This window comes from Kibdelosporangium phytohabitans (genome assembly GCF_001302585.1).
Classification (GTDB): domain Bacteria; phylum Actinomycetota; class Actinomycetes; order Mycobacteriales; family Pseudonocardiaceae; genus Kibdelosporangium; species Kibdelosporangium phytohabitans.
Map to the genome: position 1 here is coordinate 5545049 of NZ_CP012752.1, position 25172 is coordinate 5570220.

The window sequence follows — 25172 nt, forward strand, 5'->3', positions numbered from 1 at the left end:
GAGACCGGCGGGAGTGACCCTGCAGGATGGCCGCGTGCAATCACGTAACGCTCTCGTCACCGCTGTCGCCGGGGACAACCTCAGCGGAGGGCCACATGGCTGACCCGCAGCATCTTGTCGCGCCGACCTACGCGATCCGCGAGGCACACGACGACGACTGGCCACAGATATGGTCGATCATCCGTGACGTCATCACCGAACAGCAGACCATCGCCTACGACCCCGGCATGAGCGAACACGACGCCAAGCAGATGTGGCTGTTGCCCGCGCCGGCGAGAGTGGTTGTGGCCGCCGACGGGCACCGGGTGGCCGGTACCGCGAACATGTACGCCAATCGGCCAGGTCCCGGAAGCCACATCGCTTCCGGCACCCTGATGGTCGCCGAACAGGCACGCGGCACAGGCGTGGGACGAGCCCTCACCACCGACATGATCGACTGGGCCCGGCGAGACGGATTCGCGGCCATCCAGTTCAACGCCGTCGTCGAGACGAACACGGCCGCCGTGCGCCTCTACGAGAGTCTCGGATTCGTCACACTCGGCACGGCTCCTGGAGCATTCCGCCACCCCACGCGGGGAGCCGTCGGCCTCCGCATCATGTGGCTGGATCTGTGACAAAGCCGTCCGCTCGCCGATTGCCCGGCCGCGATCGAGGTCCTGCATAGTTCAAGATCAACTTCTGGCCGCGGTTCGGCAGACCGGCAGATAGCACTGAACTGCCGCTGACCAGGGAAGGTCGGGGTTCTCACTTTCATGTGCGGGTCGAGAAGACGATCTCTACCTTGGGGGCCATGACGGAGAAGACGATTCCCAGGCTGATGGCCCAGTCGATCGAGCCGGTGGCCGGCTTCTACACCGCGTTGGGGTTCGAGATCACGTTCCGGCAGACGGCGCCCTACCAGTTTCTGAGCGTGAAGCGCGGGGGCATCGAGCTGAACTTCTACGGTGACAAGAAGTTCGATCCGGCGTCCTCCACGCATGGTTGCCTGGTCGACACCGACGACGTCGACTACCTGTACGCGGCCTTCACCGAAGGGCTGCGGGAGACCTTCGGGTCAGTGCCCACCCAGGGACTGCCTCGGGTGGGTGCGTTGAAGGACATGAGTTACGGGTCGCGACAGTTCCTGGTGACCGACCCCGGTGGGAACACGATCCAGATCGCCCAGCCGATCAGCGAGAACCAGCGGCACCGGCCGTTGCCGAAGGCGACGTTCGACCGCGCGATCCACATGGGCTCGCTGTTCGTGGACTCCAAACAGGACCTGGAGCTGGCGGTGAAGGTTCTCGACCGGGCACTGCACCGGACCGACGAGGAGCCGACCGCGGTCCAGCTCGTGAAGCTGCTCGTCCTCCGGGCCGAGGTGGCGGCCCGCCAAGGTGAACCGGCCCTGGCCCGGGAAATGCTGGACCGCGTCAAAGCCGCCGGGGTTGGCGGACCGGAACTGGCTGACGACCTCCGGCGGGCCGCGGAACTCGAAGCCGGGCTGTGAGCGCAATCAGTCTCAACGCCGGCCCGCCGTGGTCGTCGTCCTGACGCACTCAAGCTGGCATGAGCGCGCAATGCTCGACGGATCTGGGGGACGATGCCAGCATGGAACGCTTCCAGGACGACGACGCGGGCTACGAGCGGTGGCTGGCTGCTCATCCGGACCTGTTCGTGCTCAACACCGCCCGTCGACCCGCGCCGAACTACCTGATGCTCCATCGGGCCACCTGTCGCACGATCGCCGGTACTCCCGCCCGCGGCACTCGGTGGACCGGCGAATACATCAAGTTCTGCGGCCAGCGGACTGAGCTGGAGAAGTTCAGCCAGGCCCGTGTCGGCGGCACGGCCTTCCCCTGCCGCCTCTGCCTGTGACCTGCTCCTGCTGGGGCAGGCACAGGCAGAGTTCCGGACAGTTGGGCGGCTACGGAATCTGCCGATGAGCGCCGGGCGCTGCTGATGTGCGCTCGTTCGACCGGAGTCTGGGCGTCGCCGTGAAGTACACCGTCTCGATCGAGATCGCCCTGCCGCGGGAGAAAGTGGCTCAGTTGCTCGCGGACCCGGCGCATCTGCCGATGTGGCTGCGGGGCGTGGTGCTGCACGAGCCGCTGAGTGGCGTACACGGGCAGGTCGGCACGCAGTGGCTGATCGTCTACAGCGCCGAACCCGGCAGTCCCGACCACGCCGCCATGCTGACACTGGTCTCCGCACGCACCGGTGACCATCGAGATTGAACGCTCATCGGCTTCGACGGACACCGTGGCCGGGGTGGTGGCTCAAGAGGGGTTTGCCCAGCTCAAACGCAGGGAGAACGACGGCAACGCGCTCAACGCGGCATGGCAGGACGTTCAACGTGGACCACCGCACGCCAGATGGGATCCTATGCGGGGACGTTGCCACCGGTTGAGTGCCCGAACTTGAAGTCGGTCTGTGGCAGGGCCGGCAGGCACATCGCACGCTCCTGGCTCCGAAGTGGACAGCGACCTTGCACGGGGTGCTCCCTCGGCCAGTCCTCGTCGGTCGCGAACAGGCCTGGAAGAACACGACGCCTCGGTGGACACCGCAAGCAACATGTTGACGTCCCCCGACGCCGACGCCATCGACACGTCGTCGGCGTTCGCAGCCACGCGGCCGGCGTGCGCTATCGGCACCGCGGCGGCGATCTCGCGACGCATGATCTCCAGCAGCCGCGGCTCGACAACCAGTCCCAGCGGACCAGGTACTTCCACGCGGTCGCCGGGTTCGCCAGCACTCGGAACTCCCGGTTCATCAGCTCGTCGACGGCTTGCCGGTTCCACAGCCAGTGCGGCATGCCGTGCTTGTCCGGCGTGCCGTCCACAATGGTCGCGTCCTGCTGTGCTGGCGACAGACCGCCGGACCGGACCGGTTCACTCGTGGACGACGTCGAGGACGGCTTTGCCGAGCACTCGTCGGGACAGCAGCATGTCGGCGGCTTCGGCCGCCCGCTGCCAGGGGCCGCGCCACCCCGTCTGCGGGTCGAGCTGTCCCCGGCACAGCAGGCCGACGAGGTGGTCGAGGTCGGTGCCGAACGGGGTGGAGACGACGAACGGCGCCACCGCGCGGCCGCCGCCACGCAGTCGCTCGGCCTCGAAGTCGATGGTCGTCGACGCCCCGGACGCCTTGCCGATGCTCAGGGCCCGGCCACCGGGCTCGACGAGGGCGAAGGCCTGGGTGAGCTGGCTGCCGCCACCGTTGTCGAGCACCCCGAAGACCGGTTTCGTGATGTCCGAGAGGTCGGTGACCACCTGTGCAGCCCCGAGTTCGGTCAGCTGTTCGGCGCGAGCAGGGTTGCCGACCGACGCGACGACCTCCGCGCCGGCTCGTGCCGCGAGCTGGACGGCGAACCCGCCCACGCCGCCGGACGCGCCGGTCACGAGGACCCGCCGGCCGATGACCGGGCCGGGTCCGCGCAGCGCCTGAAGCGCGGTGACCCCCGCGACGGGCAGGGTGCTGGCCGCATCCACGCCGTCCGGCACGACCGCGAGGTTCGCGGTGTCGACCGCACGCAGTTCGGCCCAGCCGTGCCGCCAGCCGAAGGTCGTGACCGCGACACCAGGCGCCGGCCCGGAGCCGCCGGCCGCGGCTCGGACCACGACGCCCGCCGCGTCCCAGCCCGGGCCGCGCCCGGCTGGCCGCGCGCGGGTAGGTGGGCGAGCTCGCCGAAGTTGAGCGAGACCGCGTGCATCTCGATCAGCGCCTCCGAGTCGCGGGGCACGGGTTCGACGACCTTGGCCATGCGCAGCCCGCGCGGCGCATTGACGTCGTACACCAGAGCACGCATCAGTTTCCCTTCCGGTCAGCGGGGTAGGTCGGCGTGACGTTCCAGGAACGTGGCCACGTCCGCCGGGTCGTCGAGGGGCAGCGGGTAGACCACCAGCCGGTCGACACCGAGGTCGGCGTAGCGGCGGGCCGCGTCCGCGTCCACCGTCACCGGGTTGAGCTGCATGTAGGTGATCTCCAGGCGGCCGAGCTCCGGCGGCCGCTCGACCTCGGCGGCAGCCCGGCGCAGGCCAGCGAGGTGCGCGACCAGCTCGTCCTGGGTGCCGTTGCCGAACCAGCCGTGACCACGCGCGACGGCCCGACGGAAGGCGGCGGGGCTATGGCCGCCCACGATGATCCGGGGACCACCCGGCCGCGCCGGGCGTGGGTGCGCGTCGACATCTGCGAACGCCACGTATCGGCCGCGGTAGGCAGGGGCCTGTTGGGTCCACAACGCGGCCATCGCGTCCAGGTACTCGTCGGTCCGCCGTCCCCGCCCCGCCATGTCGACCCCGACCGCTGTCATCTCCGGTTCGAGGTAGCCCGCGCCAACCCCGAGCAGCAACCGGCCCTCGCTCAGTATGTCCAAGCTGGCGGCCTGCTTGGCGAGCACGACCGGATTGCGCTGGGGCAGGATCAGGATCCCCGTGCCCAGCTCGATCGTCGTAGTGACGGCGGCGACGTAGGCGAGGTGCACCAACGGATCCAGGATCGGATCGGTGGGCGCCATTGGTGAGTCCGCCGTGCGGGGACTGGGCAGCACCACGTGCTCACCCACCCACCACGACGCGTACCCCAACGCCTCGGCTCGGCGCGCCAGCAGCCGCGTCTGGGCCGGACCCAGCGTCGCCTTCGCGTTGAGCCCCTGCACTCCCAGTTCCACCTTCGGACCTCCGGTCGTCGTCTGCGACCCAATCCTGTGGGCCGTGCCCGGGCCTCGTCCAAGACCTGCTGTTATAGCCTTTGGTTATGGACGCTCACCTACGCGATCTCCGGTACTTCGTCGCGGTCGCGGAAGAGCTCAGCTTCACGAAAGCGGCAAGCGAGCGGTTGTTCATCTCCCAACCCGCGCTGAGCAAGCAGATCCGGCAGTTGGAGGCCGGCCTGCGGGTCAAGCTCCTCACCCGCGACCGGCGCACGGTGACACTGACCAAGGCCGGGGAAGTCATGCTGTCGCAGGCCCGGCTCGTCCTCGCGCAGTGGGAACGCACCCAGTGCGCGGTCGCCGAAGCTGCCGCCGCCGGCGACACCACGCTGACCGTGGGGTTCCAGACCAGGATCGGTCGCGGGCTCATCCCGGCAGTCACCACGCGAATGGCGCACGTGCTACCGGAGTGGACACTGCTGTTCCGCCAGGTGTCCTGGCGCGACCCGACAGCAGGGCTCAGCGACGCCGAAGTCGACGTCGCGATCGCGTGGCTTCCCGTGCCGGACGACGGCCAGCTGGACTGGCGAGTGGTCGCGACCGAACAACGGTGGGTGGCACTGCCCGCCGGACACCGGCTCGAGGCGCGGCCCACCGTCACCCTCGCGGAGCTGGAAGGCGAGCCGTTCATCGCACTCCCCGCCGCGGCCGGCCCACTTCGCGGCTTCTGGCTGGCCGCCGACGAACGCACGACCGAACCCCGGATCGCCGCCGAGGCGGCTACCGCGGAGGAGACGTTCGAAGCGGTGGCCGCCGGACTCGGTGTGGCGTTGCTGGCCGCCGGCAACGCGGAGATCTACCGCCGCGACGACGTGATCTGCCGCCCGGTCACCGACATCCCACCCAGCGAACTCGCGGTCGTCTGGCGCCGCCACGACGGCAGACGAGCCGTTCGCGTCTTCGTCGACGCGTGCCACCGGTGCCTGTGCGCGCCCTGAACAACCAGGAAGCGAAATAGGCCGGATCGGTTGACAGAACGGGCTTATGCTGCCGCCGCTCAGCCCTCGCCGAGCGCTCTACTGTGGACGTGAGCGCCTCGAACGGCCCGAGTGAACGTGCCCACTTGGTGAGACGTCCGGAAGCGCTGGAACGGCAACTGCGCCCCATCGCCGACAACCTCACCGGACACGTCATTCCGGACTGCGGCCACATCCCCCTGGACCGGCCCCGCGAACTACTCAACCTCCTGGTGCCCCTCCTCGCCGCCGATCAACCCGCCGGATCACGCGATCACCCACCCTCGCCGTGACCACTCCCTCGTCGGCATGAGCGAGCACCGGTGACCTGTCGATCGACTCGATCAAACGGACCGAGATCATCGGAGCGGCGCGTGGATTGAGGAGTATCTTGAGCAGGTTCGGGGATCGAACGTGTCGATCCGCCGCGGTCCCGGGTCGTTGGACTGCTCGACTCCGGTCAGCGCCTCGATGCGCTTCGGCTCGTGCGGGCGTGCGCGCCTGATCTTGGAGTGTCAGGGGCGAAGGAGTACGTCGAAGCTGTCGCAGCCGGTGCGCCGGTTCCCAAGCACATACGGTCGCGCTTACCCCAACCACCGGGCGGGCGCACGGTGTGCTGGTGTTTGTCGGGCCCGAATCCCGGGCGGGGTGTGTGACCACTGGCTCACGAGCCAGTGGCGAAGGGACCAGGTTCGTTTCAGCGGCATGAGAGTGCGGTGCCGCGGACTACGGAATGTCGTTGTGGATGTGGGCCGGCTGGGTCATGATCGCGCCGTGGAACTCGACTGGGGCTACTTTCGTCAGCTGTACGGAGGCTTGCTCGATCACGACGACGGCCTCGGTGGGCCTCGGGCGTACCTGAGCGGTCAGCGGTCGACGGTGGCTGACCACTTGGCCGAGTTGGAGCCGCTGCGCAAACGGGAACGAATACCTGCCGGTGGCTACACCGCGAACGACGAGCAATTGTGGCGCATCATGAAACTGTACGGTCTCAGCCGGGTCAGCGACTATTTGATCGAACGGTCCTGCACGCACCCCGGGTTCGGTGTCACCGCAGGACGTGCCGTTGGCAAGGGCGGCGTCGCCAATGGGCCGGAGTCCGAGGTGCACACCGAGTTCTTCTCCGGCGTCGGGCTGACCCCGTTCGACCACGCTGAGGCGTTCTCTCCCTTCCACCATGAGGTCTTCGCCGTGGTCCAGGACCCGTCCGCGACGAGCGTGACCGTGGAGGAGGTGTTGTGGCCCGGCTTGTGGTTCGGCGACCTGCTGTTCAGCCGTGCCGGCGTACGGGTCCGGGCGCCGCAGCACCTCCTCGACGCCACGGCGGCCACGACCTCGACGCTCTATTTCACCTTCCGCCGCCAGCCGCGACCGACCGATGACTTGTCGCACGGCTGGGGTTCGAATTCCCAGTGGCGAACATGTTTTCCCCGGTTCTACTCGGACGAGGAGGGCCTGCACTTCAACTGGGATGGCGAGGTGGACATCGCCGTCGATCCTCCGGCGCCGCGCGCCGGTTGGTCCGAGGAGGCTGTGGAGCCGCTGGACCAGCGCCGGGAACTGTTGCTGCACCGCTGTTTCGTCCGCGATCCGCTACCGGCCGACGAGCACGACCGGGACCCTTACAGCGACCGGCTCAGCCTTGTCGCCGCAGAGTGGCCGCTACGTCCGGAGTCCATCGTGCGCGTGCGGTGGGCCAAGTAGGACGGCCACTGTCCCGGCTGGACACACGTGATGCTCGACTGTCCGCGACTCGGCATGACAGGACGCCCCAGGCGGAGAGTGATTCCGGCGAGATGGCGGTATGAAACATGATCCGCGCCAGCGCCCAGGAACGACGGCGACTTCTCACTGACGCCGGAATCCCGTTGGACAGCGATCTCGGCGAAGCCGGGCGGAAAGCCGGCGTGGACGACATCCTCGACGCCGCCATCTGCGCCTGGACAGCACAACGCTTCGCGCGAGGCCATGCGCGATCCTTTGCCTGACCCGCCCCAGGTGTTCTCTGACGGCCTGTCGTGCGCTATCTGGAAGTAGCAGGACCAGCGGCATGAGTGTGTCTTGGCGCGGTGTCTGGCGTTGCGTGAGGTTCTGCGTCGTGGCGATAGACCATGTGAGTCACGCCGATCCCCTCAATGATTTCTGGCGGGCCGAAGCCAATCGGCGCTGTGCCGTCAAGCCCGGTCAGCACGGGTGTGCCGGCACCGAGAACCACCGGCACCGAGAACCACCGGCACGATGTCCATCCGCAGCTCGTCGAGCTGGCCGGCGCTCAGCGCGTCGGCCACGGTGCCGCCGGGGCCGACACCGACGTCACGATGCCCTGCCACCTCACAGGCCTGTGCGATCGCGTTCTCCACGCCGTCACTGACGAACGTGAACGGCGCCGTTGTGGCCGCCCAACCGGCTGGCGGTGGGCGGTGGGTGACGACGAACACCGGCACGGTCGAACCCTGTCTGGCCAGGCCCGGAGATGTATCCGTCCAGCGAGACCGACGCCTGTGTGAAGACCTTTCCCATGGCGCCCCCAGAGCGCTCGCGATCTTGACAACGCGGACTCCAGCACCTATAAAACCATCAGGTTATAGAACCGGAGGGTTATCGACATGGTTGGAAGCGACACGCTGGACGTGACGTTCGCGGCACTGGCCGACCCCACCCGGCGGGCCATCCTGGCCCGGCTCGCGACCGGTGACGCCACGGTCACCGAACTGGCCGCGCCATTCGCGATGAGCCAGCCAGCCATCTCCAAACACCTGCGGGTGCTCGAACGAGCCGGCCTGGTCAGTCGTGGCCGCGACGCGCAACGCCGGCCGTGCCGGCTGGTGGCCGAGCCGCTCAGGACGGCCACGGACTGGCTGGCCGACTACCGCGACTACTGGGAAACGAGCTACCAGCGACTGGATGCCCTGCTCGGCGACCTGCAGGACGGCGAAACGTGACATCTCCACACCCCGGCCTCGGGCTGCGGGTCGTCGCGTCCGGGACCACCGACCTCGTCCTCACCCGCACGTTCGCCGCTCCCGCGGCACTGGTCTTCGCCGCGCTCACCCAACCGGAACTGCTCCGCCGCTGGCACGGCGCCCGCGGCTGGCAGCTCACCGTCTGCGAGGTCGACCCGCGCCCTGGCGGTGCCTGGCGGTTCGTCTCCACCGGCCCGGCTGGCGCCGAGATGGAGATCTACGGACTGTTCCACGACGTCGTGCCGCCGGTGCGCCTGGTACAGACTGAGATCCACCGCGACTGGGCCGACGGTGAGGCACTGGTCACCACCGTTCTGGACGAGACAGACGGACACACCGCCATGACCGTCACCGCACGGTATTCCTCGTCCGAGATCCGCGACGCGGTCGTGCGCAGCCCGATGGAACGCGGCGCCGGCGAAGGATACGACCGCCTAGCCGCCCTGCTTGCCACCCTCATCCACGAAAGGCGCCATCCATGACCGACGCGTCCGCCCCCGCCAACGAGATCTCCAAGGATTCCGGCAACCCACCCGTGCCGCCCGGCACGCTGTTGCTGGAGCTGGTTCCGGTGCCGGTCACCGATATCGAACGGGCCAAAGCCTTCTACCAGGACCAGCTCGGGTTCCGCCTCGACGTCGACGTCAACCCGAAGCCCGGTGTCCGCATCGTCCAACTCACCCCGCCCGGTTCGGCATGCTCGATCACCCTCGCCGAAGGTCTCCCCACCCTCGACATGCCGCCGGGAACGCTGCGCGGTCTGCACCTGGTGGTCGCCGACATCGAGGCGTCCCGCGCTGAACTCGTCGAACGCGGCGTCGAGATCGGCGAGGTCGAGGACCTCGGCGGAGTGTTCTACGCGCACTTCGCCGACCCCGACGGCAATACCTGGTGCCTGCAGCACATGCCCTGGCGTTGAGTTCAGTGCGGCGAGAACGGACCGCCGGCGGCGAAGGCGTAGTCGGCGAACCGTTCGCCGATCAGCCGGTGCGTGGCCCCGTCCGGGTGGAGCGCGTCGGGCAATGGCTGCTCGGCGGCGTCCTTCTCGCCGTAGAGCGTGGTTCCGTCGAGGTAGTGCAGTCGCGTGTCGTGCGCCCTGCGCCCGGCCAGTTCCGCCAGCGCGCCGCGGATGACCCTCAGGGTCAGCGCGCCGCGTCGCTGCTCCGCTGGGTCTCCCGTGGCGAAGAACTCGAAGCGTTCGGGGTCGAAGCCGCCCGGCCCCGGGGTGTCCTCGTGGATCGCGCAGAAGATCGGCGAGATCAGCACGAGCGGCGTGTCCGGGTGCCCGTCGCGGATCGTGTCGAGGAAACCGTGCACGGCGGGGACGAACGCGCGCAGCCGCATCGCGTCGATGTTCACCACGTTGATGCCGAGCTTCACGCTGATCAGGTCAGCCGGGGCGTCCCGCATCACGCGTGCGGTGAACTGGTCGACGATCGCGCTGCCGCCGAACCCGAGGTTGCGCAGCTCCACCCCGCCCCGGCGGGCGGCGACCACCGGCCAGATCCCGGTCGGCGCGGTCGCGGCCGAGCCCTGGCTGATCGAACTGCCGTGGTGCAGCCAGATCGGTCCGGCCGGCTCGGCCGCACGGACCGGCTCGTCGGTGCGTAGCCCGACCAGATCAACTGTTTCGTTGTGCGGCAACCACACCTCCACCAGCTTCGCGCCGCCGGGCAGTCCGGTGAAGACGGTCGTGTGCGGGGGACCGGCGTGGACCTCGGTTTCCCCGGTGGCCATGTCGATCTCGACGGTGTCCCCGCCGGTGAGTTCGTCGTTCGCGAGAAGCTCACCGTCGACGACGAGATCGATGCTGCCTCGCGGGCGACCCGCGCCACGGTAGGCGATTCGCGTGGGCTGGACGGTCAGCTCCACGGTGCGTGCGGCGGTCGTCATGACCAGCCGGGCGCCGGAGGGCTGCGTTTGCATCATCAGCAGCTGCGGATCGGGGAACTGCGTGCGCGCCCACCCCGGCAACCGGTGCACACGCAGACGACCGCCGGTTTCCTCGAGTTCAGCGACACCGTGGACGAACGCGGCGGTCACCGGCGTGGCGATCATGGTTCTGCTGTGTCCTTTTCGGAATCTTCGGCCTCGCCCCAGTGTGCCACGACGGCGCCTTCACTGCGTTTCTCACCGATCCCGCGGCACTGGGCCGGGTTGCCTGACGAGCCGGGACGCGTCGGACGCGAGGGCGCACGCGGCGTCGGAGAAGTACTGCTCGTCGGCTTCGTCGGCGAGGCCGAGAACGACTCCCTGGCTGAGGCCGACGAACAGTGCCCTGAGCGCGGTGGCCAGGCGTTGCGCCTGGTGCGGGGTCACGATGCTCCCGTTGTGCGGTCTTCCGGTGAACAGGCCGGTCAGATGCTCTTCGTGCTCGCGGATGGCGGCGGCTAGCTGAGTCCGCAGTTGCGGGTCGTGCAGGGTCATGTGCTGCAAGGTGATCTGAAGCGTCAGGCCGGCCAGAGCGTGAGGGGCGTCACAGCTGCGCCGGTAGTGACGGGCGAAGGCGTCGACCGCCTCCAACAGCTCGAGCCCAGCGGGTACCGCCTGCTCGATCTCCTCGTAGTGCGGCCGCAGGTAGTCCGTGACGAGGGCGACGACCAGGCCGTTCTTGCTGCCGAACAGCGAGTAGATGGCGCCGGTGGTCAGGTCTGCTCGCTCGGCGATCTCCTCGAGCTTGGCTCGGTACCCGTCCCGGGAAACAACCTGCAGCGCGGCATCCAGCAGCGCACGCCGGTTGCGTTCCCTGGCCTCCGCCCTCGACACTCTCATAATCGGATTATACTCGTAATCACATTATGGAAAATGGGCGACGCGGGAGGAATCCTGATGGCTCAGACTGAGGTCGGGACACGCCGGATGGCGGTGGGGATCGTCGCTGACGGCGCCGTGAAGGTGGTGCTAGCTGCCGTCCACCTCGTCGCCGCTGATCCGCTCGGCCGGCTGCTCGGCGTGCCCGTCTGGCTGCTGATCGTCTCCGGAGTCGTCCTGCTGGCGTGCGGTGGGACCGAGATCAGGTACGTGCACAGCCGCCCCATGCGGACCTGTCTGCGGCTCATGGTCGCCTACGACAGCGGGTGGGTGGTGGCGACGCTCGCCGCCGTGTTGATGGCGTCGCAGGGCAGCAGCGCCGGAGGTGAGGTGTGGATCGGCTACCAGGCGATCGCCTCCCTCGCATTCGCCGCGCTGCTGGCGTCCGCGCTCAGGGGTGCTGGACGTCCTTGACGAGCTTCTCCGCCGCCTTGATCGCGGCCTTCTGGTGCGGCTGGAGTTCCTGCTGACCCAGGGTGTCGAACCGGAAAGGGTCCTCGAAAGGCCGCTCAACGCGTGCGAGCGTCTCGATCACCGCGTGGGTGCAGAACGGCACATAGGCTTCGGCGTAGCCACCTTCGTGTGCGCAGACGATCCGGCCGTCGCTCAACTCGTCCGCGGCGTCAACGAGCATGGTGGCGATCTGGCGGAAACCGGTGGCTGTCAGCATCATCCGCCCCAGCGGGTCCAGGGCGCTCGCGTCGAAGCCCGCCGCGACCATGATCAGCTCCGGCCGGAACCGACGCAGCGCGGGCAAAACGACTCGTCGCATCGCCTCGGAGTAGCCGCCGTTGCCGGTACCGGGCGGCAGCGGCAGGTTCAGGTTGTGGCCGAAACCCGCGCCACCACCCCGTTCGGTCAGGAACCCGGAATTCTTGGGGAAAGCCTGGTCCTGGTGCAGGGACAGCGTCAGCACATCGGGGTCTTCCCAGAACACCGTCTGAGTGCCGTTGCCGTGGTGTACGTCGATGTCCACGACCGCGACCCGCCTGACATCGTGCGACCGCCGCACGGCCCGCACCGCGACGGCGATGTTGGCCAGCATGCAGAAACCCATGCCGGAATCAGGAACCGCGTGGTGGCCCGGCGGACGGAACAAAGCGTAGGCGTTGTCCACGTAGCGGTCGGCCACAGCCTTCACGGAGTCGATCAAACCGCCGAGTGCCAGGCGCGCGATGTCGAAGGATCCCCGTCCGAACGGGGTGCCGCCGTCACCCGCGTCGCCACCAGTGTCGTTCGCCTTCGTCAACCGCTGGAGGTGGTGCGCCGTGTGGACGAGGAGGATCTCCTCATCGGTGGCCCGGCGGGGTGTCAGGCGCGTCAACCGGTTGATCAGACCGCTCGTCACCACCAACGCGTGCGCGCGGCGTTTGGGATCAGCGTTCTCGAAGTGCCGGAACGGTTGCAGTCCACGCCGTGAGTCGGCTGGCAGCAGGCTCGCATGCGTTCCGGTGTCATGCCACTCGTACAGTTCGTGGTACAAGTAACCAGTCGCCATGAGCCGATAGTGGGCCACCCGGTGGCTGGGCAGCTAGGCCCAGGCGAGTGGTCCGCCACCCGCTTGTCCTGCGTCCGTTGGGATCATGGACGCAACGCCTTTCAGGGCCGCGGATCCAGATCGCCGCGAGCTGACAGCGGCGAACAGGGAACGGGCCGGGATCAGCACAGGCCACAGTGGACAGCAGGTGTCCGCCGGGCCTTGCCGTCCGGTTCAGTGGAGGGTGTCGACACGCCGTCCGTGGGTCTCCAGGCCGAGCATGTCCATCAACATCGCCCGGTCCTGCGCGTCCGTGGCGTGGTCGTGCACGGTCTGGACCGCCCTGAACTGCTGGATCTCCTCTTTGTGCGCCTGGGCGGCGCGTACTTCGGACAGGCGCTTGCGGTCGTACTGCGGGGTGGTCATCGGGCTCCCTGGGCTTTCGCCGAGCTGCTGATCTGCCGGTCTGCTGATCTGTCCACGAAGGACGCCGTGCCGCGTGCGGACGTGGAGTCCGCGAACGAATCCCTGGCTCGACCTCCGCCGGGCCGGCGCGCCGCGCCGGGAGGGGGAGCCAGGCACTTCCACCAGCGTCAAGCTGACCATACGCCATCACGGCGCGAACACCCGACAGCGGATGAAAAATCCGCCTGACGAACAATGTGCGGTACAGTCGTACTCGGTACGGTGCTCTCCACCCCGCGTTGGGACGGGCCGGACTTGCCACCCAGTCGGCGACCGCGTCGGTCGCCGGACAGCTGTGGTCATGTCCCGGGCGAGGCGAAGCCGTTGGTGCCCAGCAGACGGGCAGTCGATCAACTCGGCGCAGGCGCCAGGACACGTGTTGATGGGTCGTGCACGCCGGGAAACGACGTGGACAACCCGATCCGCGGTGATGAACGGAAGACAACATGACGGACCTCTGGCCAGTCGAAGACCGCAACTGGGAGATGTCTCTGGGACTGGCCGGTTACCTGCGTGCTGTGGCCGACGCCGTCGGCGTCCCGGCCGAGGGCACCACCTTCGAGATCAGCGACACCGCCACCGCGTACGTCGCCCTCGCGCGACGCTGGTCCGCCCGGCCGAGCCGGGACCTGATGCTCGTGTGGAGCGAACGGACCGGCTGGGCCGTGTCGGTCGAGACCGATCCGGCCGAGGCGCCCATCACGATCGCCCGACTGCACGGCGACCCGCTGCCCAAACCCGAAACAGTGGCACGGTTCGTCGCCGACGCCGTCGACCACCGTCGCGGCGGAGCCCAGTCGCCGGCAGCGCCCACCCCGTCGACCCGTGCGGTCCTTGCTCGCGGGCTCGCGCGCTACATCACCTGACCGGTCAACCCCCTGAAAGGGGACATGTGGCGGGCAATTACGGCCTCCTCACCGCGTATTCCCCCGCTCGAACCGGACCTGCCACCTTCAGCGCGGCGCTGCGGCGCCATCTGCTCGCCCTTGAGCCGGGCAGTTGCGCCGAAGTGGTCAGGGTCGTCGACGAAACCGGCTGGCCAGCGCCGCCGGAAGTGGTGTTCGACCTGCTGAACGGCTCAGCGACCAGTGTCGCAGCGGCTGCCGACGTGCTCAACGGTTTCGACGTGGTGATCGTGCAACACGACCACGACGTCTTCGGCGGTCGCGACGGCGTGGAGCTGCTCGACGTGCTCGACCAGGTCGACGTTCCGGTGATCGTGGTGTTGCACGCGGTCACGTCCCGGCCGAACAGGCGCCAGCGGGCGGCGCTGACCAAGCTGGTCGAACGGGCCGACGCGGTCGTGACGATGTCCGACTCCGGTGCGCAGCGGTTGCTGGACGGCTACACGGTCGATCCGGGCAAGTTGTCGGTGATCCCGCACGGGGCACCGGCTGACGGGCTGGCAACGGCTGCCCTGACGCGGTCGCGTCCGGTCATCCTCACGTGGGGCCTGCTCGGTCCCGGGAAGGGCATCGAGTCGGCCATCGCGGCCATGCGTGGCTTGCGAGACCTCGCGCCCCGCTACGTGATCGCCGGGCAGGCGAACACCGATTCCCACACCCGGACCGGCCGGTCGTACCACGACTCGCTGCGGGCGGAGATCAGGGCTTGCGGAGTGGCCGACGTGGTGGAGCTCATCCCGTCGTACCTGAGCGCGCACGCGCTCGGCCGGCTGATCCGGCAGGCCAGTGTCGTTCTGCTGCCCTACGACTCCGCCGAACAGGTCACGTCCGGTGTGCTGGTCGAAGCGATCGCGGCGCGACGGCCGGTGGTGGCGACACGGTTCGCGCACGCGGTGGAAATGCTGGCGGGCGGAAGTGGTTTGCTCGTCCCGCACAGGGATCCAGCCGCGATGAGCCACGCGCTGCGGCGCGTGCTGACCGAGCCGGGACTCGCGGTGAGCATGGCAGGGAAATCGGCCACGCTGTCAGCGGATTTCCGTTGGCCCGCGGTGGCCGGGCGCTACCGGGCGCTCGCCGACACGCTGCTCACCGCCGGGACAGCCGTCGTACGGTGATTCCCGGCGTGGCCAAGTGCCCGCGCGGTCTTCTGTGGACTGTTTCGTCAATCGAGACGTGCCGAGGCTTCGCTGACAGGGATTCCGTTGTCCGCGAGGAAATCCGCGGCTGAGGCGATGGTGTCCGAACTGGACGCCGAACGCAGCGCGGCGCGGGCCGTGTCGGTCGGCGTGCCCGGCGGGACGACCACCACGCAAAGCTGCTTGTGGTTCGGTCCGATGAGCACGACGGTGTCGGCCGCCATGGCAGGACGAGCCTCCAGCCGCACTGTCCAGTCCTCCACGGTCAGAGTCTGCTCAGCGGGATGCCAGTCGGCGGGGTGGTAGGCCACATGGCGGACCGGGCCGACCCACGAGCTCAACGCCATGACCAGGGCGGGGAATTCCGTTGCCGGGTCGGCCGATCGCGGCCACCAGGCCCCGTCGGCACCGCCGCGCGTGGCGGTGCCCGGTTTCAGCTTCAGGCGCAGTTCGGGTTTCGTCTGCCGCAGGGTCGGGTACCCGTCGATCGTGCGCGGTTCCGAGCTCATCTCGGCGCTCCGGCCTCTGGCCGATCCGGTCGGCCGGGTCGTGGTGATCCCGAGGCGGCCCGGCGCGAATGCCGGTGCTCGACGGACCCTCGGAGAAATGATCGTACACCTGTACCGCCGAGACAGTGTTCCGGTGAAGAGCGGCGAACGGCTGTCAGCGGTTGGACGAGGGGAACTGGCCGTGGCGGCTGCCCAGCGCGATGAGGTTGGTGTACTGGTCCTGCCATGACCGTTCGGTCGTCAGAAGGTCGGCCAGCCGCTGCACCCAGGCCGCGTCGAACGGCGGCGGCCCGGAGAGGTGCTGCCTGGTCTCCTCACGGGCCTTGAGCCACTCGGCCAGGGTGGGAGCCAGGACGGGACCGGCGGATTCTTCTGACATGCGGATGACGGTACAGGGTCATCCCGCTGTCTGTCCCCGCCAGGCCAGGGCGGATTCGACGTCCAATGTGGATCCCGGGCGGCCGGGCCCGCGCCGGTCACGGCACGACGGTACGGGCCCGGCCAGGCCGGCCGAGATCACCCCGGAATCTCCACCGACGGTGTCCGGCCGCGCAGGGGAGCGCCGGCATCGTGCAGGTGGCGCAAGACCTGTGCGTAGGAGCTGCGAAGGCTGGATTTGCTGTAGGGGATGCCGTGCCGTGCGCAGAAACTCTCCACGATGGGCTGGGCGCGGCGGAGGTTGGGCCGGGGCATGTGGGGGAACAGGTGGTGTTCGATCTGGTAGTTCAAACCACCGAGCAGCCCGTCCACCCAGCGGCCCCCGGAGATGTTGCGCGACGTCAGCACCTGTTTGCGGAGATGGTCGACCTCCTGCTCCTTGTTGAGGATCGGCATGCCCTTGTGGTTGGGCGCGAACGAGCAACCGAGGTAGACGCCCATCAGGCCCTGGTGGACGGCGATGAACACGACCGCCAGGAGCGGCGGCAACACCAGGAACACCGCTGTCAGGTAACCGGCGAGGGGAAGAGTCAGCAGCACGGCTTCCAGCACGGGCCGTTTGACCTCACGGCGCACGACAGCCTGGACGCTGGCGATGCGCAACATGACCGCCTCGAGCAGCAGCAGGGGGAAGAAGAGAAACGCCTGGTACTTCGTGATCCACCGGTAGATGCCGCGTTTGGTGCGGGACTGGTCGCGGCTGAAGGCCAGCGCGGGGAGGTCGATGTCGGGATCGTGGTCCTCGTGATTGGGGTTGGCGTGGTGCAGGTTGTGCTTGCCCACCCACCACAGGTAACTGATCCCGGTGATCCCGCCGTGCAGGTAGCCCACGATGTTGTTGCGCCGGCGGGAGCGGAAGATCTGCTTGTGCCCGGCGTCGTGCCCGATGAAGGCGAACTGGGTGAACACCACCGCGAGGAACGCCGCGATCAGCAGCTGCCACCACGAGTCGCCGAGCAGCGCGAAGGCCACGCCGCCCGCCGCGAGCAGGATGACGTTGATCGCCATCCGCGCGAAGTAGTACCCGCGCCGCCGCTCCAGCAGCCCGGCCTGCCGGATCTCACGGGAGAGCCGCGCGAAGTCGCTGCCGCGCTGCGGATCGGCGACGTCCGGCGAAGACGTTTCGGATGCGGTCATGCTCGATCGGTCTCCTGGCTGCCAGTACCGCGGATGGGGGACTTTCGGCTTGTCCGGCCGCGCGTGGCGGCCCCGGTGCCCGCGCCGTGCCGAGCTGGTTGCTGACCGAACGGATCGCGGAACAGGTTCGTGCGGGCGGCGAGGTGGTCCGCGTCGACCGGATCACCCTGCTCACGCGGCTCGTACGTGTGGGGATGGCTGAACAGGCCCTGCGCTTGAGCGGGGCCGGATGCGGTCGATGTGGTGATGAGTGTCCTTCCAAGACTGGTCAGGCCCCTGTCGCAGCGCCCTCGATGCACAACGACGATGATCCGGGTTGGGTTCCCGTGCGCCCGGACCCGCACTGCGGCGACAGAGGTCAGCAGCGGAGTCGCCGAAACGTACCAGGACTGCGTGACTAGGAAGTTGTGCGCCTCGGCTCGACACGGATCGTAACGCCCGGCGACCCGTGTCCAGGTGCCGCTGATTGTCCTATTGGGACTGTGGGGTCGTCTCGGGAGGTGTTGTGCGAACAGCTCGTGGTCGTGAGTCGTCGTTCCGGTTACCGAGAGGCAGATCGCGATGCAACGAGCCGAGGACCGCGGTGCCCCCGGAAAGGCCAGATCGGCCTGGAGACCGTGACCTGAGGCGTAGAATCAGGTCACCGGAGGTTTTTCCACGCCCGCGACCAGGCAGGCGTCGCCCCGGGGGTAGTTCACCAGCGGCCGTGTCCTCGCGGGCTGCGGACCGGAGCCGGACATGTCCCAACCGAGGTCGCTGCGGCTGATCACCAAGGCCGACGGTGCTGTGCCGAGCCGGTTCGACGGCGGCTGGTGGCCTCGTTCGCCGGACCTGGTGACCGAGTTGCCGATCCTCGTCCGTGCGCTCACCCCGCAGTTGGGTCTGGTCAGGAGGATCGGGTACAACCCCGACGTCTGGGGCCTGCTGGCCAGGCACATGACTGTCGACGGCTACACCGCCCGGCTTGAGGGGTTCACCGGTCTCGACCCCTACAGCCTCAGGATCACCGGCGTCACAGGCACGATGCTGTGCCTGCTGATCGTTCCGCCGGATGCCCCCGAGCACATGGGACAAAGCGCGCTGACTGCGGCGTGCACGCAGAACGGACTGTCTCGTCAGATCCTGAGCGCCTGCGGCGTGATCTCCTACAGCTGACGCCGGTCCGCGCGTCGTGTATCGACCGATCATGGTCGATGGCGTGTACTGTTGACGATGTCGGAGGCTTTTCGCGTGTGAGCGGTCAAGCTCGCATCGTTTTCGGCGACGTTCACGCCGACAGGTTCACGGTCGGGGACGGGAGTCCGGCACGAGGCCAGGACCTCATGCGCATCGCCAAACCCATCGGCCATCACGGCCATCGAGTCACCCCGTTCCGCCTTTCAGGACGCGGACCGCGAAGGTGCTGCTTGGGTACGCCGACGACGTGCGGGTTCCTGTCCGCGGCAGTGCCGGACGAGTGGTCTCGCGGTGCGGCCGAGGTCGGCAGACCATGGATTCGATGTGAGCTTCGAGCGAACCAGATTCGTCCGGGCCGCCGCGATCGCGCGGATCGCGCAGCGGGCCCGACACGTCGGCTGTGTTCGTCACGACGCGGCTGACGTCGCGCCGGATTGGTTGCGCAGATGGGAGTTCGGTGTGAATCCGCAATGGGAACGGCGTGCGCCCGCGCCTTCGTCTGCCAGACGGATGCCGCTGCGGCTGGCGTTGAAGCCGTCGTCGTCTCCCGTGGGGGAGTTCGACGGTGGCTGGTGGCCGCGGTCGATGGATCCGCTGGCGGAGTTCCCCGCGATGATCGCGGGTGTGACGGACCGGGTGGGCCCGGTCAGCAGGGTGGCGTACAACATGGAGATCTGGGGCGACGCGCCCAGGCGCATCGTCATCGACGGTGAGATGGTTCAGCTGGACGGCGTCCGTTCGCTCGATCCGCGCACGGTGTTCGTGTCCGGGCGCGGCTGGGAGCGCAAGACCTTGCTGGTCGTCCCGCCCGACGCCACCGAGAACACCGCGCAGGCCGCGCTGACGAGCGCCGCGAGCCCTGACCCGCGACGAGTTCCGCTCGCGAATGGTCACGTTCCCCGCCCTCGGACGACGTCCGGCGAAGCCGGAGGATGAGCGGCGGCTGACATCCGGGTGCCCTGACCGCCGGTCGACCGGTTCATCCGTTCCGGGCGACCGACGTGGGGTCAGGCGTCAGTGGCCGCCCGTTTTCGCCTCCAGCGCCTGGCGTCGAGCGGTCACCTCGGCCGGATCGTCTCCGAACAGCAGCAGTTGCACGGTGCTTCGCCGCACTGGGTTGTCTGTGCGCGCGGTGTCATGGCCGGCCACGATGAGCAGGCCACCGGCGTTCATCGCAGGACGCACCTCGGCGAGCAGGCCGGCCAGCGGTCCGGCGGCGGTCAGTTTCACCGACTCGGCCGGGCGGCCGAGATCGTCGGGCCGGACGGACCGCATCGCCAGCAAGGGGATCGAACCGCTGGTGATCCGGAAGTTCAGGTCGAGCAGGACCTGTTTGCCCTCCAGGGTGTCGGCGCAGTCGATGCTGCACAGCCCGCGGTAGCCGAGATCGGCGGCGCGCTGGGCGGTCGCCAGGCATTCGGCGAGCAGTTCGGCCGGGGGATCGGTGACCGCGCCGAATCTGCCACCGGTGTAGATCCCGGCCGCGTCGACGTGTTGCTCGGTCACGGCCAGCAGCCGGGCCCGCGCGTCCGCTCCCACACTGAACTGCAGTCCCCAGTTGGTCAGGATCTGCAGGTATTCCTCGACCACGAACTCGTCCAGCACGTCGGTGAACGCGGGCAGTACGACGTTCTCACCGGCTTCGTGCAGGTATACGTCAAGGCTGCCACCGTGTGCGTCGTCGGTGGCCGCCTTGAGCACCCATGATCTGTCCAGCGGTGTCGCCGCGGCGAGCCGGTCGCGTGTCACGATGCTGCGGGCGGCCTGGAACCGCGGGTCGACCAGCGTGGTGATGCTGGCCTTGTTGTTCAGGTGGCCGACGAGCTTCGCGCTCTTGAGCGAATGCTCGTCCGGGCACAACGCGGTCGGCTGTGGATACTCCATCGACATCCGCAGGCCGTCGGACAACGCTTCCGCCACGCGCCGGGCGAACTCGGCCTCGCTGCGGAACTCGCGCAGGTCCCTGCCGACCGGGAGACCACTGTCCCGCAGATGAGCCAGCAGTTCGGGGTCGGTGCCGCCTGCGCTGCAGATCACCGGTGTGTCGGCGGCGACAGCGATCGGCCGGGCGGAGACCACATCACGGGTGTGCCGGTGCTTGTGCACCGGTTCGGCGGGAGCCAGTTCCGGCCGCGCGCACACCGCGATACCCGGACCGTACACGTCAGTGAGCGAGCGTGGAGCACTGACGACAGGCGGCGAAACGACGGGAACGCTGATGGAGGACCTCCGGTGGAGTTGGGTGATCGAGACAAGACCGGCCGCGGCAGGCGCAGTGCGGCCACAAGGTCCACGGAGGACTTTGCGAAGTGGTTCTCAGCGGATTTCCACGGGAATGAGCCAGTGCTCCGTCCCAGCCGCCGCGCGACCCGGTGGGCGTACACCAAGGACGGCGCCAACCCGACTGTCGGCGCGCGAAGTGCTCTCGGTATGACCATCATACGCCCACGTGTCCATCCCCAGCGGCGCCGTGACGGAGATGGGCTGCTGCGGGCCTGTCGTGGACCACACCGATCCGTGCCGAAGTCCATCGTGCGTAGTGCTTGATTTCGGTGCGTAGCGTTCCGTATTGAATGGGTCCGGCCTCGTTGCGAGTGTTCTCCCTGGTGCTTTTCTCCATCAAGGAGGCAATTCCATGAGACAACCCTGCGGTCTCGCGATCTCGGTGCTCGCCGCGGCGGCGCTGAGCGGGTCGATCGTCGCTCCGCCCGCGTTCGGTTCACCGCAAGGCGTTCGTTCCTACCTGGTGATCTCCGCGCCCGGTGCGAACGACGGTATCGCCAAGGCGGTGAAGGACAACGGGGGCACGGTGCACAACTCCTACGCGCAGATCGGTGTGCTGGTCGCCCATTCCGGCGCGTCCGACTTCGCGTCCAGGATGCGCTCGGTCGGCGGCGTGCAGAAAGTGGGGCAGACCCGTGAGACCGATGTGCCCACCGGTGCGAAGGCGCGCACGCCGGGCCGGGACTCGGTTGCCCGCAAGTATCTCGAGCCGGACATGGGTGACGCGATCGCCGCGCCCGCGGAGCCGGTCGAGTGGAACATGCAGATGATGCAGGCCGACAAGGCGTGGGCGGTCAACCCCGGCTCCAAGAGCGTCACCGTCGGCATCCTCGACACCGGCGTGCAGGGCACGCACGAGGATTTGCGGGACAACTTCGACGCCGCGAACTCGGTGTCCTGCCTGTTCGGCAAGCCCAACACCGCTCCGGGCGCCTGGGAACCGGACTCCTTTGCCCCGGCGGCCGGGCACGGTACGTCGGTCGCGGGCATCATCGCCGCCGCCAAGAACGGCAAGGGCACTGTCGGCGTGGCCCCGGGAGTGAGGATCGCCTCGGTGAAAGTGATGGAGCCGACCGGCTACATGTACGCCGAGAACGTGGTCTGCGGCCTGATCTGGTCGGCTGAGCACGGCTTCAAGGTCACCAACCACAGCTACTACGTCGACCCCTGGACGTTCAACTACCCGAACAACCCCGACCAGGACGTCGTGATCGAGGCTGTCCGGCGCGCGGTCGACTACGCCCACGGCAAGGGCACGCTGACCGTCGCCGCCGCCGGCAACAACAGCGTCAACCTCGACCAGGAACAAGGCCTGTTCCTGCCCGGTGACCTGCCCAACGCGGTGTCGGTGACGGCCGCCAACACCCGCAAGGAGTTGGCCTACTACTCCAACTACGGGCTGGACACCGTCGAGGTCACCGCGCCGGGCGGCGACGGCTACGCGATGATCAACACGACCGGCCTGAACAACGGCTACACCACTTTCCACGGCACCTCGGCGTCCTCGCCGCACGCCGCGGGAGTCGCCGCGCTGCTCGCCTCGGCCCACCCGCAAGCGGGCCCGGCCGAACTGCGGAAAATGCTGCTGGCACAGGCCATCGACACCCCGTGCCCCAGCGGCGACAGCCGGTGCACCGGAACGCCCGCCCGCAACTCCCACTTCGGGGAAGGCGTCACCAACGCACTCAAGGCGGTCGGCGGCGGCACGGACCCGGAGCCTGGCCCGGAAACCACGGTCTACGCCGACGACTTCGAGAAGAGCACCGGCTGGACGGTGAACTCCGGCGGCACCGACACCGCCACCGCGGGCCGCTTCGAACTGGCCGATCCCCAAGCGACCAGCTACAACGGCCTGGCGATGCAGCCCGATGCCACCCCCAGCGGCTCGCGAGCGCTGGTCACCGGTGCCGCGGCGGGTGCCTCGGTCGGTGACAACGACCTCGACGGCGGCGTCAGCACGGTCACGGCCGCACCGGTCCAGCTTCCCGCGGGTGGACGGATCACGCTGTCACTGTCCTATTTCCTCGGCCACCTCGCCAACTCCGCGGGCGCCGACCACCTGCGGGTCAGGGCTGTCACGGCGGAAGGCAGCACGGTGGTGTTCGAGAAGAAGACCGGTGTCGCGGACACCGCGGCTGCCTGGCAGACCGCCACGGCCGATCTCTCCGCGCTGGCGGGCAAGCCAGTGCGTGTCGTCATCGAGGCGGCCGACGCCGCGGGCGGCAGCCTCGTCGAAGCGGGCGTGGACGACCTCCGCATCACCCATCGGCGGTAACCCGGAACCGCGGTTCGCCGCATGACCGCAGGTGCCCCGACCCCGCCGGGGCACCTGCATTCCTCCCTGCGTCTTCGTGAAGGAACTCCCATGCGCTCTCGTCAGAAGATCACGACTATCCTTTGTGGAACGACACTGGCCGCGTTACTCGCCGGGTCCTCGTACGCGACCGCGGCCCAACCGTCCCCACCGTCCCCATCGGACGCACCGGCAGGCATGATCGAGGCAATCGCCCGCGACCTGCGCCTCACGCCCGACCAAGCCCGTAATCGGCTCGTCCAGCAGACAGCCGCCCAGCGGACCGCCGAGAACCTGTCCACCGCGGTCCGCGACGCCAGTTCTGGCTGGTGGTTCGACGAGACGACAGGCGCGCTCGCTGTCGCCGTGACCTCCGACGAGGTTGCCGCCCAAGCCCGCAACGCGGGTGCCCAGCCCAAGCATGTCGCCCGCGACCGTGCCGAACTGCGACGCTTGGACGAGGCCGTGCGCGCGGTCGCGACAGGTGTCCCGGGCGTCAACGGCTGGGGTGTCGACCCTGTCGCGAACACCGTGGTGGTCAGGATCAACACCACCACGAAAGGCGCGGCAACCCAGCGCTTGCTGGACCACCTCGCGGCGCTGGGCCCTGGCGTGCAGGTCGCCGAGACCACTCGATCCCCAGTCCCGCAGGGTGGTGACGTGCACCCGGGTGACCGCTGGTACCCCGGGCTGGAGGGCAACTGCTCGGTGGGCTTCCCTGCCACCGATACCCGGGGCGGCAAGCACTTCCTCACCGCGGGTCACTGCACGGACAACGCCGACCAGCCCGCGTACGCCGCGCTCGGCGGGCAGAACCGGATCGGCACGTCCAATGTGGGCGGTGGCCGCAGCGTCTTCGGCCGTGAGGGCGACATGGGCGTGGTGGCCGTGACCGAGCCCGGCTGGAACCTGTCCGCGGCTGTGAACACGTGGGGCTCGCCGCCGGTCACCGTGACCGGTTCCGCCGAGGCCGTCGTCAACCAGGCCGTCTGCCACGCCGGTCTCGCCTCGTACTGGCAGTGCGGCAAGGTGACCGCGACCAACCAGACCATCGTCTACCCGACCGTGACGATCGACGGTCTCAGCTTCACCACGGCCTGTTCGCTGGCCGGCGACTCCGGCGGCGCCTGGCTCGCGGGCAGCGCGGCTGTCGGCCTGCACTCCGGCGGTTACTCCTCCTGCCAGCCCGGCGGCAACCCGGACCAGTCGATCTTCCAGCCCATCGGCGAGGCCCTGCGCAAATGGGGCCTCACCCTGCACACCGGTGGGGCGGGCGGCGACACGCAGGCACCCACCGTGCCCGAAGGGCTGCGTTCCACCGGCACCACCGCCGACAGCGTGACCCTGGCCTGGAACGCCGCGTCCGACAACGTCGCCGTCACCGGCTACGACATCCACCGCGGCGACACGCTTGCAGCCTCCACACGGGACACCAGCGCCACGATCCGTGATCTGGCGCCCGACACGTCCTACACGTTCACGGTCAAAGCCAAGGACGCCGCAGGCAACGTGTCCGCGGCGAGCAAGCCGGTCACCGCCCGCACCGGCGCAGGCAGTGGCGCACGCACCTTCCGCAGCGATGCCGACTACCCGATCCGCGACTATCAACCAGTGTCGAGCCCGATCAGCGTGACCGCGACAGGTACGGCGACGAACCCGGTGCGGGTCGAGGTCACCGCGCAGCACACCTGCATCGAGGACTTGGACATCGACCTGGTCTCGCCGTCGGGCCGCTCCTACCGCCTGCACTCGTACGGCGGTTCCGTCTGCCACCCGTTCCCCGGCACCAAGCAGTTCACGGCACCGGTCAACGCGCAACCGGCCGCAGGCACCTGGACGTTGCGCATCAGCGACGGCGGGCCGGGCGACGTCGGCGCACTGGACCGCTGGTCGATCACCGTCTGACCACTGTCTGATCGTCCGGGGGCGCCGTCCA

General features: G+C 68.6%; 29 protein-coding genes. 17 read left to right on the forward strand and 12 right to left on the reverse strand.

The genetic code is table 11. From position 1 onward, the window contains the following. Positions 1-95 precede the first annotated feature (95 nt). The 4 genes from AOZ06_RS25190 to AOZ06_RS59010 all read left to right on the forward strand — a co-directional run bounded on the left by AOZ06_RS25190 (position 96) and on the right by AOZ06_RS59010 (position 2216). Positions 96-614 (forward strand): GNAT family N-acetyltransferase, encoded by a 519-nt coding sequence (locus AOZ06_RS25190; protein ID WP_054291660.1) that lies wholly within the window; start codon positions 96-98, stop codon positions 612-614. A 176-nt stretch (positions 615-790) separates the two neighbouring features. Then, positions 791-1489, forward strand: coding sequence for a bleomycin resistance protein (locus AOZ06_RS25195; protein ID WP_054291661.1), 699 nt, complete (start codon positions 791-793; stop codon positions 1487-1489). Positions 1490-1590: 101 nt separating this feature from the next. Continuing rightward, positions 1591-1857, forward strand: a complete 267-nt coding sequence (locus AOZ06_RS25200) for a hypothetical protein (RefSeq protein ID WP_054291662.1) — start codon at positions 1591-1593, stop codon at positions 1855-1857. Between the two features lie 86 nt (positions 1858-1943). Next, positions 1944-2216, forward strand: coding sequence for an SRPBCC family protein (locus AOZ06_RS59010; protein WP_083471912.1), 273 nt, complete (start codon positions 1944-1946; stop codon positions 2214-2216). 407 nt (positions 2217-2623) lie between these two features. Here AOZ06_RS59010 and AOZ06_RS25210 read toward each other — a convergent pair whose 3' ends face one another. The 3 genes from AOZ06_RS25210 to AOZ06_RS25220 form a co-directional block, all read right to left on the reverse strand. Then, positions 2624-2821, reverse strand: coding sequence for a hypothetical protein (locus AOZ06_RS25210; protein WP_054291663.1), 198 nt, complete (start codon positions 2819-2821; stop codon positions 2624-2626). Between the two features lie 49 nt (positions 2822-2870). Next, positions 2871-3596 carry a zinc-binding dehydrogenase gene (locus tag AOZ06_RS25215; RefSeq protein WP_236952397.1) on the reverse strand — a complete coding sequence of 242 codons (726 nt, stop codon included), beginning with the start codon at positions 3594-3596 and terminating at the stop codon, positions 2871-2873. 203 nt (positions 3597-3799) lie between these two features. Then, a complete protein-coding gene (locus AOZ06_RS25220) occupies positions 3800-4645 on the reverse strand; it encodes an LLM class F420-dependent oxidoreductase (RefSeq protein ID WP_054291664.1) in 846 nt (281 codons plus the stop codon). 86 nt (positions 4646-4731) lie between these two features. Here AOZ06_RS25220 and AOZ06_RS25225 point away from each other — a divergent pair, with 86 nt between their 5' ends. The 3 genes from AOZ06_RS25225 (at position 4732) to AOZ06_RS54365 (ending at position 7631) form a co-directional block, all read left to right on the forward strand. Further along, entirely contained in the window at positions 4732-5625 is an 894-nt protein-coding gene (locus AOZ06_RS25225; protein ID WP_054291665.1) for a LysR substrate-binding domain-containing protein, read from the forward strand. A gap of 792 nt (positions 5626-6417) precedes the next feature. Next, complete coding sequence (locus AOZ06_RS25230) at positions 6418-7347, forward strand: hypothetical protein (protein WP_054291666.1); 930 nt, start codon at positions 6418-6420, stop codon at positions 7345-7347. 107 nt (positions 7348-7454) lie between these two features. Then, positions 7455-7631 (forward strand): DUF429 domain-containing protein, encoded by a 177-nt coding sequence (locus AOZ06_RS54365; RefSeq protein WP_218922052.1) that lies wholly within the window; start codon positions 7455-7457, stop codon positions 7629-7631. Positions 7632-7817: 186 nt separating this feature from the next. Here AOZ06_RS54365 and AOZ06_RS58410 read toward each other — a convergent pair whose 3' ends face one another. Continuing rightward, on the reverse strand, positions 7818-8087 hold the full coding sequence (locus tag AOZ06_RS58410; RefSeq protein WP_054291667.1) for a dihydrofolate reductase family protein: 270 nt from the start codon (positions 8085-8087) through the stop codon (positions 7818-7820). A 162-nt stretch (positions 8088-8249) separates the two neighbouring features. Here AOZ06_RS58410 and AOZ06_RS25240 point away from each other — a divergent pair, with 162 nt between their 5' ends. From AOZ06_RS25240 to AOZ06_RS25250, 3 genes are read left to right on the forward strand one after another with little or no spacing between them, the layout of a single operon-like run. Beyond that, positions 8250-8585 carry an ArsR/SmtB family transcription factor gene (locus tag AOZ06_RS25240; protein WP_054291668.1) on the forward strand — a complete coding sequence of 112 codons (336 nt, stop codon included), beginning with the start codon at positions 8250-8252 and terminating at the stop codon, positions 8583-8585. Further along, positions 8582-9088: an SRPBCC domain-containing protein gene (locus AOZ06_RS25245; RefSeq protein WP_083471913.1), complete on the forward strand. Its 507-nt coding sequence runs from the start codon at positions 8582-8584 to the stop codon at positions 9086-9088. The genes AOZ06_RS25240 and AOZ06_RS25245 overlap by 4 nt, the downstream gene beginning before the upstream one ends. After that, positions 9085-9525 carry a VOC family protein gene (locus tag AOZ06_RS25250; RefSeq protein ID WP_054291669.1) on the forward strand — a complete coding sequence of 147 codons (441 nt, stop codon included), beginning with the start codon at positions 9085-9087 and terminating at the stop codon, positions 9523-9525. Before AOZ06_RS25245 ends, AOZ06_RS25250 begins: the two co-directional genes overlap by 4 nt. A 2-nt stretch (positions 9526-9527) precedes the next feature. Here AOZ06_RS25250 and AOZ06_RS25255 read toward each other — a convergent pair whose 3' ends face one another. Together AOZ06_RS25255 and AOZ06_RS25260 are read right to left on the reverse strand one after the other, a co-directional pair. Beyond that, entirely contained in the window at positions 9528-10664 is a 1137-nt protein-coding gene (locus AOZ06_RS25255; RefSeq protein WP_054291670.1) for a GDSL-type esterase/lipase family protein, read from the reverse strand. Between the two features lie 72 nt (positions 10665-10736). Beyond that, positions 10737-11378 carry a TetR/AcrR family transcriptional regulator gene (locus AOZ06_RS25260; protein WP_054291671.1) on the reverse strand — a complete coding sequence of 214 codons (642 nt, stop codon included), beginning with the start codon at positions 11376-11378 and terminating at the stop codon, positions 10737-10739. A gap of 57 nt (positions 11379-11435) precedes the next feature. On the opposite strand from AOZ06_RS25260, the gene AOZ06_RS25265 reads away from it, so the two are divergent. After that, positions 11436-11831, forward strand: a complete 396-nt coding sequence (locus tag AOZ06_RS25265) for a hypothetical protein (RefSeq protein ID WP_218922053.1) — start codon at positions 11436-11438, stop codon at positions 11829-11831. On the opposite strand, the gene AOZ06_RS25270 is transcribed toward AOZ06_RS25265, so the two are convergent. After that, a complete protein-coding gene (locus AOZ06_RS25270; protein WP_054291672.1) occupies positions 11809-12915 on the reverse strand; it encodes a class II histone deacetylase in 1107 nt (368 codons plus the stop codon). The genes AOZ06_RS25265 and AOZ06_RS25270 overlap by 23 nt on opposite strands. A gap of 213 nt (positions 12916-13128) precedes the next feature. Continuing rightward, positions 13129-13320 carry a hypothetical protein gene (locus AOZ06_RS25275; protein WP_054291673.1) on the reverse strand — a complete coding sequence of 64 codons (192 nt, stop codon included), beginning with the start codon at positions 13318-13320 and terminating at the stop codon, positions 13129-13131. Positions 13321-13805: 485 nt separating this feature from the next. Here AOZ06_RS25275 and AOZ06_RS25280 point away from each other — a divergent pair, with 485 nt between their 5' ends. Next, complete coding sequence (locus AOZ06_RS25280; RefSeq protein WP_157233234.1) at positions 13806-14225, forward strand: DUF6292 family protein; 420 nt, start codon at positions 13806-13808, stop codon at positions 14223-14225. Positions 14226-14251: 26 nt separating this feature from the next. Next, positions 14252-15379, forward strand: coding sequence for a glycosyltransferase (locus tag AOZ06_RS25285; RefSeq protein WP_054291674.1), 1128 nt, complete (start codon positions 14252-14254; stop codon positions 15377-15379). 47 nt (positions 15380-15426) lie between these two features. On the opposite strand, the gene AOZ06_RS25290 is transcribed toward AOZ06_RS25285, so the two are convergent. From AOZ06_RS25290 to AOZ06_RS25300, 3 genes are all read right to left on the reverse strand, one after another. Further along, positions 15427-15909, reverse strand: coding sequence for a DUF5994 family protein (locus AOZ06_RS25290; RefSeq protein ID WP_054291675.1), 483 nt, complete (start codon positions 15907-15909; stop codon positions 15427-15429). A 154-nt stretch (positions 15910-16063) separates the two neighbouring features. Then, complete coding sequence (locus AOZ06_RS25295; RefSeq protein WP_054291676.1) at positions 16064-16288, reverse strand: hypothetical protein; 225 nt, start codon at positions 16286-16288, stop codon at positions 16064-16066. A gap of 137 nt (positions 16289-16425) precedes the next feature. Continuing rightward, complete coding sequence (locus AOZ06_RS25300; protein WP_054291677.1) at positions 16426-17484, reverse strand: fatty acid desaturase family protein; 1059 nt, start codon at positions 17482-17484, stop codon at positions 16426-16428. Between the two features lie 738 nt (positions 17485-18222). Between AOZ06_RS25300 and AOZ06_RS25305 the strand changes: the two genes are divergently transcribed. Both AOZ06_RS25305 and AOZ06_RS25310 read left to right on the forward strand, forming a co-directional pair. Next, positions 18223-18639, forward strand: coding sequence for a DUF5994 family protein (locus tag AOZ06_RS25305; RefSeq protein WP_054291678.1), 417 nt, complete (start codon positions 18223-18225; stop codon positions 18637-18639). 345 nt (positions 18640-18984) lie between these two features. Next, entirely contained in the window at positions 18985-19596 is a 612-nt protein-coding gene (locus AOZ06_RS25310; protein WP_054291679.1) for a DUF5994 family protein, read from the forward strand. A gap of 78 nt (positions 19597-19674) precedes the next feature. On the opposite strand, the gene AOZ06_RS25315 is transcribed toward AOZ06_RS25310, so the two are convergent. Further along, a complete protein-coding gene (locus tag AOZ06_RS25315; protein WP_054291680.1) occupies positions 19675-20823 on the reverse strand; it encodes a hypothetical protein in 1149 nt (382 codons plus the stop codon). Between the two features lie 472 nt (positions 20824-21295). Between AOZ06_RS25315 and AOZ06_RS25320 the strand changes: the two genes are divergently transcribed. Beyond that, positions 21296-23218: a S8 family peptidase gene (locus tag AOZ06_RS25320; protein WP_083471914.1), complete on the forward strand. Its 1923-nt coding sequence runs from the start codon at positions 21296-21298 to the stop codon at positions 23216-23218. A gap of 216 nt (positions 23219-23434) precedes the next feature. After that, complete coding sequence (locus tag AOZ06_RS25325; protein ID WP_083471915.1) at positions 23435-25141, forward strand: proprotein convertase P-domain-containing protein; 1707 nt, start codon at positions 23435-23437, stop codon at positions 25139-25141. Positions 25142-25172: the final 31 nt, after the last annotated feature.